Origin of the sequence: Achromobacter sp. F4_2707, from assembly GCF_047501535.1 — a bacterium.
GTDB lineage: Bacteria > Pseudomonadota > Gammaproteobacteria > Burkholderiales > Burkholderiaceae_B > Yanghanlia.
The window spans coordinates 50,799-64,598 of record NZ_JAZDRJ010000002.1 but is presented as its reverse complement, the minus strand read 5'-3'; the positions used below and the strand labels follow the sequence as shown (position 1 = coordinate 64,598).

11 protein-coding genes and 1 tRNA gene are annotated in these 13,800 nt (G+C 59.7%); 8 read left to right on the top strand and 4 right to left on the bottom strand.

Annotation, left to right across the window (positions count from 1 at the left end; all coding sequences use genetic code 11):
- Positions 1 to 13 precede the first annotated feature (13 nt).
- Positions 14 to 1,369, bottom strand: coding sequence for an NAD(P)/FAD-dependent oxidoreductase (locus tag VRY85_RS02260; RefSeq protein ID WP_414596980.1), 1,356 nt, complete (start codon positions 1,367 to 1,369; stop codon positions 14 to 16).
- Between the two features lie 386 nt (positions 1,370 to 1,755).
- Positions 1,756 to 2,637, bottom strand: coding sequence for an MBL fold metallo-hydrolase (locus tag VRY85_RS02255; RefSeq protein ID WP_414596979.1), 882 nt, complete (start codon positions 2,635 to 2,637; stop codon positions 1,756 to 1,758).
- A 59-nt stretch (positions 2,638 to 2,696) separates the two neighbouring features.
- Between VRY85_RS02255 and VRY85_RS02250 the strand changes: the two genes are divergently transcribed.
- The 4 genes from VRY85_RS02250 to VRY85_RS02235 all read left to right on the top strand — a co-directional run bounded on the left by VRY85_RS02250 (position 2,697) and on the right by VRY85_RS02235 (position 6,237).
- Complete coding sequence (locus VRY85_RS02250) at positions 2,697 to 3,017, top strand: ArsR/SmtB family transcription factor (RefSeq protein ID WP_414596978.1); 321 nt, start codon at positions 2,697 to 2,699, stop codon at positions 3,015 to 3,017.
- 22 nt (positions 3,018 to 3,039) lie between these two features.
- Entirely contained in the window at positions 3,040 to 3,237 is a 198-nt protein-coding gene (locus VRY85_RS02245) for a DUF2892 domain-containing protein (RefSeq protein ID WP_414596977.1), read from the top strand.
- A gap of 72 nt (positions 3,238 to 3,309) precedes the next feature.
- Positions 3,310 to 3,384: transfer RNA gene (locus VRY85_RS02240), tRNA-Thr, on the top strand.
- Between the two features lie 471 nt (positions 3,385 to 3,855).
- Complete coding sequence (locus VRY85_RS02235; protein WP_414596976.1) at positions 3,856 to 6,237, top strand: autotransporter domain-containing protein; 2,382 nt, start codon at positions 3,856 to 3,858, stop codon at positions 6,235 to 6,237.
- Here VRY85_RS02235 and rimO read toward each other — a convergent pair.
- Positions 6,234 to 7,556: a 30S ribosomal protein S12 methylthiotransferase RimO gene (rimO, locus tag VRY85_RS02230; RefSeq protein WP_414596975.1), complete on the bottom strand. Its 1,323-nt coding sequence runs from the start codon at positions 7,554 to 7,556 to the stop codon at positions 6,234 to 6,236. The two genes, VRY85_RS02235 and rimO, sit on opposite strands and share 4 nt — an antisense overlap.
- A 64-nt stretch (positions 7,557 to 7,620) precedes the next feature.
- Here rimO and rsmB point away from each other — a divergent pair, with 64 nt between their 5' ends.
- From rsmB to VRY85_RS02210, 4 genes are read left to right on the top strand one after another with little or no spacing between them, the layout of a single operon-like run.
- Positions 7,621 to 9,012, top strand: a complete 1,392-nt coding sequence (rsmB, locus tag VRY85_RS02225) for a 16S rRNA (cytosine(967)-C(5))-methyltransferase RsmB (RefSeq protein WP_414597243.1) — start codon at positions 7,621 to 7,623, stop codon at positions 9,010 to 9,012.
- Positions 9,013 to 9,061: 49 nt separating this feature from the next.
- Positions 9,062 to 9,640, top strand: a complete 579-nt coding sequence (locus VRY85_RS02220) for a DUF4390 domain-containing protein (RefSeq protein ID WP_414596974.1) — start codon at positions 9,062 to 9,064, stop codon at positions 9,638 to 9,640.
- Positions 9,640 to 11,961, top strand: coding sequence for an ATP-binding protein (locus tag VRY85_RS02215; RefSeq protein WP_414597242.1), 2,322 nt, complete (start codon positions 9,640 to 9,642; stop codon positions 11,959 to 11,961). The genes VRY85_RS02220 and VRY85_RS02215 overlap by 1 nt, the downstream gene beginning before the upstream one ends.
- A 20-nt stretch (positions 11,962 to 11,981) precedes the next feature.
- The gene (locus tag VRY85_RS02210; protein WP_414596973.1) at positions 11,982 to 12,698 is read left to right on the top strand and encodes a response regulator; all 717 of its coding nucleotides are present in this window, start codon (positions 11,982 to 11,984) and stop codon (positions 12,696 to 12,698) included.
- Between the two features lie 60 nt (positions 12,699 to 12,758).
- Here VRY85_RS02210 and VRY85_RS02205 read toward each other — a convergent pair whose 3' ends face one another.
- Positions 12,759 to 13,730 (bottom strand): methyltransferase domain-containing protein, encoded by a 972-nt coding sequence (locus VRY85_RS02205; RefSeq protein ID WP_414596972.1) that lies wholly within the window; start codon positions 13,728 to 13,730, stop codon positions 12,759 to 12,761.
- Between the last annotated feature and the right edge of the window lie 70 nt (positions 13,731 to 13,800).

Genomic DNA, 13,800 nt, shown 5'->3' with positions numbered 1-13,800 from the left:
CCTTTTTTTGCCGTCAGGCGCGGCCGCGCAACATGCTGATGTAGGTGGGCTTGAGCGCCATGGTTTTCATGACCCAACTGACCCAAAGTTCTTCCAGCGGCGCAATGAAACCGGGGAAGGACTGTACTAGATTATTTTCGTAATCGAACTCAATCAACATGGCCCGGCCCAGGGCGGTGATTAACGGGCACGACGTATAGCCGTCATAGCGTTCGCTACTCTGCGTACCGTTGATATCCGCCAGCAGGTGGTCGATTGCCACGGGCACTTGCCACTTTACGCTGGCCGCCGTTTTACCCTTGGGCACGCCAGCGATGTCGCCCACGCCAAACACATTGGGGTAGCGGACATGGCGCAGGGTGGAGCGGTCGACCTCCATCCAGCCTTCCGCTGCCCAGTTGCCGGTTTGCCAGGGCAGAGGGCTATTGCGCACGGCGGCGGGTGCCCGCATGGGTGGGATGACGTGGATGAAGTCGTAAGGCTGTTCTTCGCTGCCTTCCGGAGTGCGGAAGGTGGCGATGCGGCGGCCCGGGTCGATGGCAGTGAGTACGCGTTCGTAGGTCACCGGAATATTGCGCTCGCGGAACAGCATGCGTACTTTTTCTGCAACGATGGGAACGCTGAACAGGCTCTTGTTATTGGAGAAATATTCAATTTCAATATTTCCGCCCCGGCCGTCGGTGCCGCGCTGCCCGCGCCGCATGGCGTGGTCTTCCGCCAGAAAGGTGTACTTCAGCGGGGCGCCGGCGCATTTCATCTCGGTGCCGGGGCGCGTGAAAACGCCGCGACCGCCGCGATCAATGAATTCTGACAGCGCCTGCCAGCTGGAGCGGGCGGCATCCGGCCCGTTGTAAATGCTGGCAATGCCGTTTTTGCCTATCAGGCCGGGTTCCATGCCTTCGATCTCGTCGTAATGCAGTGACAGCCCGGTGGCCACCACCAAGTAGTCGTAGGGGATGGACTTGCCCCGATCCGTGACGACCTTGTTGGCCTCAGGGTCGATTTCGGTGACGGTCTCCTGCAGCCAGTCCACATTGGAAGGTACGTAATCCAATGTGTTGGAAACGACGTAATTCGCGGGCTTGATGCCCGCACCCACAAGCGTGAATCCGGGCTGGTAGTAATGCGGCATGCGCGCGTCGATCAGGGTAATGCGGGCGCCGTCAAGCGAAGCGGACAACCGTGACGCGGCGGCCAGCCCCGCGGCCCCCGCCCCCGCAATCACGATGCGGGCCGATGTTTTGAGTTTGTCCTTGGCGAGCGCCTGCGTGGGCAGGGCGGTGCTGGCCGCGCCTGCCGCAACCAGGCTAAGGAAGCGACGGCGGTCGGTGTCAGTTACCACTGCTTTTCGGGAAGAGAGTGTATCCACCTTGGTGTCCTTTTTTGTATCCATCGAGGATGGTTATAAGGGTGTTACACGCTTATTGTATTAGAAATAACTAATAAATTAGTTGTTAAGTTAGATATATGGCTTTCAAGAGGGAGACTCGCGTATGTTGCGGCCAAGCTGTGCCGCTTTGCGGCGCAAATGGAGGGTAGGGCAGCGTACAGCAGGACAGTACCGGAGGGGGAAGCGGCGCTGACAGTTGCTGCACTAAGAAAAGTTGATTCTTTGCTGCCCATATTGGCTATTGTATTTGATAATACTAAATTAGTGAATAATAATATAAAAGATGTTTTAGCCTGCTTGGCGTTGCAGTGCGCGCGACGTGGTGTTGTACGGAGCCGTGCTGGGCCGGTAAACCCTTTTAATGCTTAGCCGCGTTCCCCAATTTCATGGCGCAGAGGAATTTTCAGGTATGACACGCCGTTGCTCTCAGGGGCGGGCAGCCGCCCGGCGCGGATATTCACCTGTATGGAAGGCAGCAACAGGCGCGGAGCGGCGAGCGAGGCGTCACGGGCTTCGCGCATGGCGACAAACTCTTCTTCAGAGATACCGTCGTGCACATGAATATTATGAGCACGCTGTTCGGCCACGGTGGTTTCCCAGGCGAAGTGGTCGCGCCCCGGCGCTTTATAGTCGTGGCACAGAAACAGGCGCGTGTGGCCCGGCAGGCTTAGCAGGCGCCGGATGGAACGATAGAGTTGCCGCGCATCACCGCCCGGGAAATCGGCGCGGGCGGTGCCGTAGTCGGGCATGAACAAGGTGTCGCCCACAAATACGGCGTTGCCGATCTGGTAGCTGACGCAGGCCGGAGTATGGCCGGGGGTGTGCATCACCGCGACTTCTAAGTTGCCAAGCAAAAACGTGTCGCCATCATCCACCAATTTATCGAACTCTTGTCCTGTGCAGGAAATATCGTTCAAATTGAAGGTTTTGCTGAAAATGTGCTGGACATCGGCGATGTGCCTGCCTATAACAAGCTGCGCGCCCGTTTCTTGCTGAAAAAAGGGTGCGGCGCTTAAGTGATCGGCGTGGGCATGGGTTTCCAGAATCCATTGCAGCGTCAACCCCTGATCCCGTGCTGCGGCTAGAATGCGGCGGGCCGATTGGTTCGCGATGGCACCCGTAGCGGCATCGTAGTCAAGAACCGGGTCGATAATGGCAGCGGCGTTTGTTGAAGGATCAACCACAAGGTAAGTAACGGTATGAGTGGGTTCGTCGAAATAAGCCTGTATCGTTGGTGAGTGATTCATTACGACTCCTTCAGTTGCCTCTTTATATTAGATTGTACTAAAATATTAGGGATAAATTCATGGCGGAATTAGCGTTCAGCGAGAAAGACCGCATTTTCCTTCAAGAAGGCGCCGGGCAGGCGGCTTCCATGTTGAAGGCGCTGGGCAACGAACACCGTTTATTGGTTTTATGCCTGTTGATACAGGTAGGGGAAATGTCCGTGGGTTCCATCCTGCAACATCTCCCATTAAGCCAATCGGCGCTTTCTCAGCACCTGGGCCGCATGCGGGAAGAAGGGTTAGTGACCTACCGGCGCGAATCCCAGACACTGTACTACCGTATTGCTAATCCGGATGTCGAGAAAATTATCGCCATGTTGAAGTCTATTTATTGCCCTTGAAAACACGGCTTAAGGAGTCGACATGAATCGCAATATCGGAACCATTGACAGGCTACTTCGCATTCTGGTGGGTGTAGTGCTCATTGCCCTGGCGGCGACCGGCACCGTAGGTTGGTGGGGCTGGATAGGCGTGGTTCCGTTGCTGACCGGTTTGTTCCAAAGGTGCCCGGCTTACTCGCTGCTGGGCGTGAACAGCTGCGGCCTTAAGTCCGATAAATAATACAGTTCGCCACTGGGCGGCGCCGGCGTTGGCTTGACGGTTCTCTTGCAGCAGGCCATAATCTTGCGCCTTGCCCATGTGGCTCAGTGGTAGAGCACTCCCTTGGTAAGGGAGAGGTCGCGCGTTCGATCCGCGCCATGGGCACCACATTTCTCTAACGCCATTCGCGCGTTTGTGCCGCACAGGCTCTAGGCGCGACCCCATAAGCGGGGGCGTGCAGCCGCTAGATACGGTTAATCACACCGCTCCAACCGCACTGGGCTCAGGCCCTGAGCCGGTCATTTCAAAGTTCTCCAATTCATACGCTCTACGCGAGATTCTTTCCATCTTCGTGTAGAAACTCTCCGTGATGCCGTTGGGGGGTGAAGCGCCGCATGCGCACAAAGAGCGTCGGTCATGCCGTGCCGGGCATGTGGCGCCAGCCTTGTGGTGCCGGCCGTGTCGGCCACGGCTTGCGCTTCGGTGTGTGGCCAATGCTGCTTTTGTCCTTGTCAAAACTGACAGGGCTTTGCAGCCCATTCGCTACGTACAACTACGTATCTTTCCTGCATACTCCTGCCCGGCGGGCAATCTTGCCCACCGTGGAAAATCCTGACAACTCAATCTTATGGAGACAGCATGAAGAAGCTTGCTGCATGGAGTTTGTGGTTGGATGGTTGTGTTTTTGGCGCGGCATCGTTGGCGGGGGCGGCGCAAGCGGCGCTGCCGCCCGATACGGTGATTACCTCTGCCGAGGAGGCGCGGGAGTTCTCCAACTCAACTCCTTTTGTTTTTTCAGGCCAGACCCTGAGCGTGCAAAGCAGTTTCTCTACCGATCGTGATTTCCAGCTGGAGCGACGGGCGCAGGTGGTTGTGGGCTCAGGCGTTCACTTTGAAATCCGTGGCAAGGTGAGTTCAACGGGCGCGCCGCTGGGCGCGCCGCTGGAAAAGCGTGGCCTGGGTACCTTGCATTTGTCGGGCGACAACAGCTACACCAGCAATACGGTGTTGCGCGAAGGGGTGTTGCAGCTCAGTGGCGACGCCGCTGTCGGCCACGCCTCGTATAGCTTGGAACAACATGGCGGCACGGTGCTGCACCTGGAGCCGGGAACCCAGTTGTGGAATATCTTGCAAGTGTCAAAGACCCGGCCGGGGGATACGCCTTTGCCTGGCTTGGAGGGCGAGGCGCAATGGCGGGTGGATGAGGGCGTTGCAACGCTGGTGCACAACGTCAACGCCTTAATGCCGGTGCGCAAAACAGGCCACGGAACCCTGCGTCTGGGTAGCGTGGCGCAAGGGCATTTTCCTTTATTTGTGGAAGCGGGCGCGCTGGCCGTGGACGACATGGCCGCAGCCCATGTGGAGGTGGGGGCTGGCGCACGGCTGGAAGGCTACGGCGAACTGGCGTCTGCTTATATACGCACCGGCGGGATGCTGGCGCCCGGCGGGCGCGACCAACCGGGTGTTTTATCGGTTTGGGAGGGCGCTGTGTTTGAGCCGGGCAGCACCTATCACGTGAATGCCTATCCCGATGGTAGGGCCGATCTGCTGAATATCAGCGGGGTGGCGGCGCTGGCAGGTCGGGTCTGGGCCGAGGCGGGAACGGGTTCCTGGGCACAGGAAAACCGTTATCGCATTCTGGCGGCGGATGGCGGTCTGAATCACACAACATTTGCCGGGGTAGATACCAATCTGGCTTTTCTACAGCCCTCGCTGGAATATGACGACCACAATGTTTATCTGTTGTTAAGCCATAACGGCACGGGGCCGGGCGATGTGGCCGAAACGCCGGAGGACAAAGAGGTGGGTGACGCCATTGCGCCGCCCGGCGGTTCCCGCCCCGCCACGCCTTTGGAAGATGCCATACGGGGCATGAGTGTTGAACAGGTCCGTGCGTTACTGCGGCAATCTTCAGGCGGCTGGCATGCTTCGGTACGCAGCTTTGTGATGGAAGAAGGCCGCTATCTCAGGCAGGCGGTACTAGCCAGTGGGCGCAGCGCATTGGATACCCGCCCTGAAACGGGCTCCGTGCAGGCGCAGGCGAGTGCCCAAGCGCTAAACACGGTGGCGCGGGCGCACGCGGGGACGGGAGTGCGGGCCTGGGCTCAGCCGTATTCCGCCTTTGGCCGGCGGCAGCCCATCCAGCGTGTAATGGCGGACCGCCATAGCAGTCATGGGCTGATTCTGGGCCTGGATGCCCCCGCCAGCCAGCATTGGCGTTTGGGGCTGACTGTGGGCGCTCAACGTTCCGACCTCGTGCAGCGCGGGCGCTGGGCTTCGGCTCAGGTGGACAGCTTGTCCAGTGGCTTGACCGCGTATGGCAACTGGGATGGCATGCGTGTGACGGCGGCCCTATTGCGCACCTGGCACCGCATTGATAGCCGCCGGCGTGTGTCGGCAGGGCCTTTGCAGGAGCTGTTGCGCTCCGCCTATTTGGGCCGCAGTTGGCAGGCTGTCGTGGAGTTTCTGCCTCATTTGCGTAGCGCAAACGAATGGCGTCAGTGGCTGCGCAGCCGTCTTGACTCGACGGTTCAACGCGTACGCCCAGGCGTGCAGCCCGCCGGCGGGCTGACCGACCACTGGCGCATGGGGCCTTACCTGCGGCATGAGTGGGCGCGGCTGGATGTGCCGCAGCATGGGGAAACCGGAGGGCTGAGTGCGCATGCGGTTGCAGCGTCTACCACTTCCATGCATGCAACGACTCTGGGCGTGCGCGCGCGCCGCGACGGCTTCGCGGCGGGTCAGCCTGTCTGGCTGGAAGCCGATGGTGGCTGGCGTCAACTGTGGGGCAGCGGCCGGGTTAACAGCCGGCAGCATTTTTCTGCTGGGGAAGCGTCAGGCTACCGGCCGGTGGTTTTCAGGTCGGCCGGCCAGCCTCTGGTTCGCAATGCGTTCGCATTGGGCCTGGAGGGCGGGTGGGCGCCCCAGCGCAACGCCCGGCTGGCTTTGCGTTATGCCGGGCTGTATGGCGGCGGCTATCGCGATCACGCCGCCTGGGCCGATTTGCGCTGGGTGTTTTAGGCGTTCAGGTCGTCTGCGTACAGGTCGTACTCGTCGGAATCTGTTACCCGAACGCGAATCATGTCGCCGGGTTGCAGATTCCGCTCCGTGTTAACAAAGACGTTGCCGTCGATCTCCGGCGCATCGGCGCTGGAGCGGCCAATGGGGCCGTCTTCATCAATTTCGTCGATCAGAACGTCGATCTCTCGGCCTACTTTCTGCGCCAGGCGGGCGGTGGAAATCGCCTGCTGGTGTTCCATAAAGCGTTCCCAGCGCTCCTGTTTTACTTCGTCAGGCACTTGGTCCGGCAGCTCGTTAGCGCGGGCGCCTTCCACCGGTGAATACTGGAAGCAGCCAACCCGGTCGAGCTGGGCTTCCGACATCCAGTCCAGCAGATATTGGAAATCTTCCTCGGTTTCTCCGGGGAAGCCGACGATGAAGGTGGAGCGCAGGGTGAGATCCGGACAGGCTTCGCGCCATTTATGGATGCGAGCCAGCGTGCGGTCTTCAAACGCGGGGCGCTTCATGGCGCGCAGAATGCGTGGGCTGGCATGCTGGAAGGGAATGTCCAGGTAAGGCAGCAGCTTGCCTTCAGCCATGAGCGGAATCACCTCATCGACATGGGGATATGGATATACATAGTGCAGACGTACCCAGGCGCCGAGATCGGTCAGGGCTTCGGCCAGCTGGGTGAAGCGGGTTTTGATGGGGCGGCCATTCCAGAAGCCGCTGCGAAACTTCACATCAATACCGTAAGCGCTGGTGTCTTGCGAGATCACGAGCAATTCCTTAACGCCCGCGTTCACCAAGCGTTCGGCTTCGCTCATGACATCGCCGATGGGGCGGCTGACAAGGTCGCCACGCATCGAGGGAATAATACAGAAGCTGCAACGGTGGTTACAGCCTTCTGAAATCTTCAGGTAGGCATAATGGCGCGGGGTGAGCTTTACACCTTGCGGGGGAACGAGGTCAATGTAAGGGTCGTGCTCGCGGTTTGGCGGCGCGGCTTCGTGTACGGCGCGCACCACTTGTTCGTATTGCTGGGGGCCGGTCACGGCTAGCACAGCAGGGTGGACTTCGCGGATCAAGCCTTCTTCCACGCCCATGCAGCCAGTAACAATAACCTTGCCGTTCTCTGCAATTGCCTCACCAATGGCTTCCAGGGATTCAGCTTTGGCGCTGTCAATGAAGCCGCACGTGTTCACGACCACCACATCGGCATTGTTGTATTCGGGCGTGATGGCATAGCCGTCTGTACGCAACTGAGTAAGGATGCGTTCGGAATCGACTAGCGCTTTCGGACAGCCCAGGCTGACGAAGCCGACTTTGGGGGAATTCATGGATGACCTCGTTGAGCAATGCGCTCGTTGTGAAAGATGATACGATTTTCCCTTTGTGGGTTACGTGCACGTGCAGGATACGCCTTCCCGGCCAGGCCGGATTTCGCTTTCAGACACTTTGCTGGCCACTGCACAGAATGTGCAGGCGGTGCTGGCGGGGCGTTCGCTGTCTGACACTTTGGCCGCCACCGACGCGCCCTTGCGGGCTTCAGTGCAGGCCGTTTCGTTTCATGTGATGCGCCGGCTGGGCACCGCCACCGCCTTGCGGGAAATCCTGGTGCCGCGCAAGCCGCCCAACGCTTTGCTGGACGCCCTGCTTAAAGTGGCGCTGGCCCTGCTGGATACCGCTGCCGAAGCTGCCGACCCCAAGGCCGTGCCGCTCCTGGGCCGCGAAGTGCCCATTTATGCGCCGCATACGGTTGTAGACCAAGCGGTGCGGGCTACCGGGCGCCACAAGAAACTGCAGCCTTTCAAGGGGCTGGTTAATGGTGTGTTGCGTCGCTACCTGCGCGAAAGGCCTACTATTTTAGCGCAGGCCATGGAAGATCCGGTAGCGCAATACAATCATCCGCGCTGGTGGGTGGGGCGCTTGCAACAGGCTTACCCGCTTCAGTGGGAAGCGTTGCTGGCCGCAGCCAACCGCCCCGGGCCGATGGCGCTGCGGGTCAATGCGCGTCGCGCCACAGTCGATCACGTTCTGGACGCCTTTCGAGCCGCTGGGATTCAGGCCGGTTCTCCCCGGCCGAACGCCATTGTGTTGGCCGAGCCCCGGCCCGTGCAGGCGTTGCCCGGCTTTGAGCAAGGCTGGTGGTCGGTACAAGACCTTTCTGCCCAGCAGGCGGGGCAGTTGCTGCCGGTGGCGGACGGCATGCGGGTGTTGGATGCCTGCGCGGCGCCGGGCGGCAAAACGGCGCACCTGCTGGAACGCGCCGATCTGCAGTTAACGGCCCTGGATTCCGACCCCAAGCGCTTGGCGCGTGTGGGTGAAAACTTGCAACGGCTGGGCCTGGCTCACGACAGTGTTGCCCTGAAATGCGCCGATGCGGTTGAGCTTGACGCCTGGTGGGACGGCCAGCCCTTTGATGCGATTTTGGCGGATGTCCCTTGTACGGCTTCGGGCGTGGTCAGGCGTCACCCGGATATCCGCTGGCTGCGGCGTGAAGACGATATCGCCCGTACGGCGTCTTTGCAGCGGCGTATTGTCGATGCTCTGTGGGCCACCCTAAAGCCCGGCGGTAACCTGCTTTACGCCACGTGCTCTTTTTTTCCTGAAGAAGGCGAATTGCAGGCCGCCGCGTTTGCAAAGCGCCACGGCGATGCCCGGCGATTGGGCGCGCCGGGGCAGATCCTTCCTCTGGAGCCGCAAGGTGTGTTTGAAGACGACGGGCTGGCCGACAACGGGGCGCTGGCCGTTGGCGATGGTTTTTTCTATGCGTTGTTTGCCAAGAGTGTGTGACTCGACAACAATGGCGGTTGTCTCCTTTGTGCGAGCTTGCAAGGTAGTCATGCCGTTGCGACGAATGCTCTTCCTGGTTCTGTGTTTTTTCCTGAGCATGGCGCATGCACAGGAAGAGTTATCGGGCGACCCGCGCATTCTGAGCATTGAACCTGTGTTGTCCGAAGGCTGGCTGAATGTCGATGCAGAAGTGCATCTGCCTTTGTCGGATGAGTTGCGCTATTCAGCCGAGCGGGGCGTCACCCTGTATTTCACAGCCGACATCGAAATCACAAAGCCACGCAGTTGGTGGTTTGATAAAGAAATCATCAAAACTCAGAAAACCTGGCGGGTCGTCTATAACGCCTTGACCCGCCAATGGCGCATCGGTACGGGCGAACTGTCCTTGCCGGAAGCGTCCCTTGACGATGCCTTGTCGCTGGTACGCCATATTCGGCATTGGGCCGTGGTGCCCAGCGCCGAGTTGGCTACGGGCGAGCTTTACACGGGCCGGATGCGTGTCCGGTTGGATACTTCGCTTTTGGCGCGCCCGTTCAGGGTGCATGCCATCAATAGCAGCGCCTGGTCGCTTTCTACCCCATGGAAAGACTTCAGCTTTTCGATTTCCGACGCCGAGCTTCCGCGCTAGTGCGCTGGACCTCGCGCATTGCTCTGGTCGTTGCGGCGATCAGCGCATTATCGTTGCTGGGCCTGCTGGTGTGGTCAACGGGTAATGCTTCGCGCTTTGCCCAGCAATACGACGTTTTGCTGGTCCTCAACGGTATTCTTGCGGCAGCCATGCTGTCGTGGGTGGTGGTGTTGGGCGGGCGCTTGCTCAGGCAAGTCAGAAAGCGGCAGTTCGGCGCCCGGCTGACGTCCCGCTTCGCTCTGTATTTCACCTTGATCGGCATCCTGCCCGGCGCGCTCATCTATGTGCTTTCCGTGCAGTTTATGTCGCGTTCGATTGAGTCTTGGTTCAACGTGCGGGTGGATACCGCCCTGGAAGCAGGGTTGAATCTGGGGCGTGCAGCACTGGACACGCAATTGGCCGACCTCAAAGTACGTGCGCAAACCATGGCGGCGCGGCTGGGCAACAGCAGTGATGCCGATATGGCTTTGGTGATTGGCGCTCTGCGCGAAAGCAATCAGATATCCGAAGCCATGGTGTTCACGGGCAACAGCCGGCTGGTGGCGTTTTCTTCCACCACCTTCGGCCAGTTGGTGCCGGATCTTCCCCCCCCTTCGGTTTTCAACCATCTGAGAGTCTCCCGTACTTATGCAGCGGCTGAACTAAGCCCTGCAAATATGGGGGGTGACGAGGAGGGGCGTCAGAGTGGCGGCTTGCGCCTGCGCGTGGTGGTGCCAGTTAACAGCGGCGGCCAGTTTGGGCAACTGCTGGGGGTTGCCCACGATACCCGCTGGTTGCAAGTGATTGAGCCGGTGCCCGACCTCATTGCCCACAACGCTAATCAGGTGCAGGAAGGTTTCCGCGACTACCAGGAACTGGCGCTCTCGCGCCTGGGCCTGCGCAAACTGTATGGCATTACGCTCACCATGGCGCTGCTGCTGGCGGTGTTCGCTGCAGTGGTGGCGGCACTGGCGATTTCGCGCCGCTTGGTGCGGCCTTTGCTGGCGCTAGCCAGTGGCACGCAGGCTGTGGGGGTGGGCGATTACCGGCCCCTGCCCGAACCGCCACGCACCGATGAGATCGGCCAACTGATGCGCTCCTTCAACGCCATGACGCGGCAGCTTGAAGAGGCCCGGCAGCAGGTAGAGCGCAACCGCCTGCAGCTGGAGCGCAGCAATGTCTACCTGGAATCGGTGCTGGGCAACCTGTCTTCCGGCGTGCTGGTTTTTGATGAGATGTTCCGCGTTGCCATGTTCAACCAGGGCGCACAGTCTATTTTGCGTGCCGACTTGCGTTCGGTGCAGGGCAGGCCGCTGGAAACGGTGGAGGAAGCCTTCGAGCTGTCGCAACACATTAAAAAGGCGTTCGCCGCACATGCGGCCATGGATTCCGAACGCCAGTATTGGCAGCAACAGTTCGAACTGGAGGTGTCCGGCCAAGATGAAATGGCACGCCACCATGTAGTGACGATTCTGGCGCGCGGTACGGAACTAAGAATCGCCGGGCGCGGCAATGGTTATCTGGTAGTGTTTGATGACATTAGCGAAGTGATTTCCGCCAGCCGTACGGTGGCATGGGGGGAAGTGGCCCGCCGCCTTGCCCACGAGATCAAGAATCCCCTGACACCGATTCAGCTGTCCGCCGAGCGTCTGGCGATGAAGCTGGCAGACCGCTTGAACGAAACCGATGCGGCCATGCTGCAGCGTTCCACCAATACCATCGTCAATCAAGTGGCGTCATTGAAGAAAATGGTGGATGATTTCCGTGAATACGCCCGCACGCCGCCTGCGCAAATGCAGCCGCTGGACGTCAATGCCCTGATTGGCGAAGTGCTGACCCTATACGGTTGGGACCCTGAAGAAGGCGTGGCACGGGGGCAGGGGGTGGTGCTGGAAGTCGATTTCGCTGACGATCTGCCGCTGGTAGAGGGCGATACGACTCAATTGAGACAGGTTATTCACAATCTGCTGGCTAACGCTTGTGAGGCGGCGGTACAAGGGCAGCCTGCCGAACAGGCCTGCGTCACGGTGCAGACCAAGCTGGTGCTGACGCCGACGGCCGATGATTCGCAGCGTCAGGCGGTTCGTATTACCGTGACGGATAACGGCCCGGGTTTTGAACCACAGGTGGCGGATCGCGTCTTTGAGCCCTATGTGACCACTAAAGCGACGGGAACCGGCCTGGGTCTTGCTATAGTGAAGAAGATTATGGAAGAACACGGCGGCAGTATCGACCTTGCAAACCGCCGAGAGGGCGGTGCGCGGGTGTCCTTGCTGCTGACGCGCCTGGCGGGCAAGAGCGCATCTCTGGACGTAGCCGTTCAGGCAAACGATAATGAGTAAAAATAGTTAGGTGAGGCTATATGGCCAGAATTCTGGTTGTTGACGACGAAATTGGAATTCGCGAACTTCTGTCCGAAATCCTTTACGACGAAGGTCATTCGGTGGATCTTGCGGAAAATGCTGCACAAGCGCGTGCGGCCCGCCAGAACTATCGCCCCGATCTCGTCCTGCTGGATATCTGGATGCCTGACACCGATGGTGTCAGCTTGCTGAAGGAATGGGCCGCGCAAGGGTTGCTGGATATGCCTGTCATCATGATGAGCGGGCATGCCACCGTCGATACTGCGGTAGAAGCCACCCGTATTGGGGCGGCCGATTTCCTCGAAAAACCCATTACGCTGCAGAAGCTGCTGAGCACGATTTCCGCAGCCCTGGCCAAGCCTGCCGTAGCCAGTGCACCACCGCTGGTTGGCGGTGAAGCGGCAAATCGGCGGGCGCACCAGGCTGCGCCGGCTGCAGCGGCTGGCCAGCAAGTGTCTCAAGACGAAGCCGATACCTCTGCAGCGGATGAAAACGTCTCACCCTTGAGCGTGATTTCCCTTGATCAGCCGCTGCGCGATGCGCGTGATGAATTCGAACGCATTTATTTTGAATACCATCTGGGCCGCGAAAACCACAGCATGACGCGGGTTTCGGAACGCACCGGCTTGGAACGCACCCACCTGTATCGCAAGCTTAAGCAGCTTGGCATCGACGCTTCGCGTCGCCGCAGCCTGGCGGCATCGTCGTCGTCCTGAATGCTTCAGGCGCTGGGCGCTGCTTTAGTTAAAACGTCGGCCTTGGCCGACGTTTTTCTTTCAAGTGCCCGTGTCGTCGCCGGACGGCTTGTTGCTGCCTTCCTGACGCGGCTTGACGGTCGGGCCGCCGCTTGCCGGGTTGTGGCCGATGGAGGCGATGGAAATCCGCGTTTCCCCGAACGGGCCGCGTACCGTGTTGCCACGCCAGGCGTGGCCGTAAGCGACCTCCAGGCTGAGCTTGATAAGGCCGTCCATGCCGCGCTGCGCATCCAGCGCATCCAGCAGCCGTTGCCGCCATGTGCGGCCAGGCAGGCCAGGGCGCCTTTCTGGGTTGGGGTTGCCGCCCAGCAGGCGAACGTCTTCAAGCAATTTTTCGGCATTGCGGTAGGTCAGCGTAATGATTTCCTGGTCCATAACCGGGTCGGAAAAACCCAGTTGTACCAGCATGTCGCCGAAATCGTGCATGTCCACATAGGGTGGGGTAGCGGTTTCCAGCCCTGCCTGCTGCACGGCGGCGCGTAGCTCGGCAAACGAGCCCGGCCCCAGGCTGGAAAACATCACCAATGCGCCGGGTTTAAGGATGCGGCGCCATTCGGTCAGCACATCATGGGGCGCCGGGTGCCAGTGCAAAGCCATGTTGGACCACACGAGATCCTGGCTTTCAGGGGGCAGGGGCGTGGCCGCCATGTCGGCTTCGATGAATTCCACCGGGAGCATGGGTTTGTTGCGCAGCCTTTGCCACAGGCCCGGTTTGGACTGAAAACGCTTTCTGGCGACTTTTAGCAGGGCTGGGCTGGCATCAAGCCCTGTGTATTCCATTTCTGGATAATGCACGCGCAGCGGTTCAATGGCATGGCCGGCGCCACAACCGGCGTCCAGCAGCTTGCCAGGCTTGACGCGAATGTAGCCGAGCCGGTGCAGCATGCGGTTGGAAATTTCACCATAAAGAAATTGAGCGTCGTCCAACGGTGCGCGCCGGTTGAATTGTTGCCGCACGTGCTGGGCGTTGATTGGAAGAAATGACTGTGACATTTGCGTGAACTGACGCTGGGCGGGCGACGGCCCATGTGTTTAGATCAGGATGCTTTGTGACGGGAGTTCT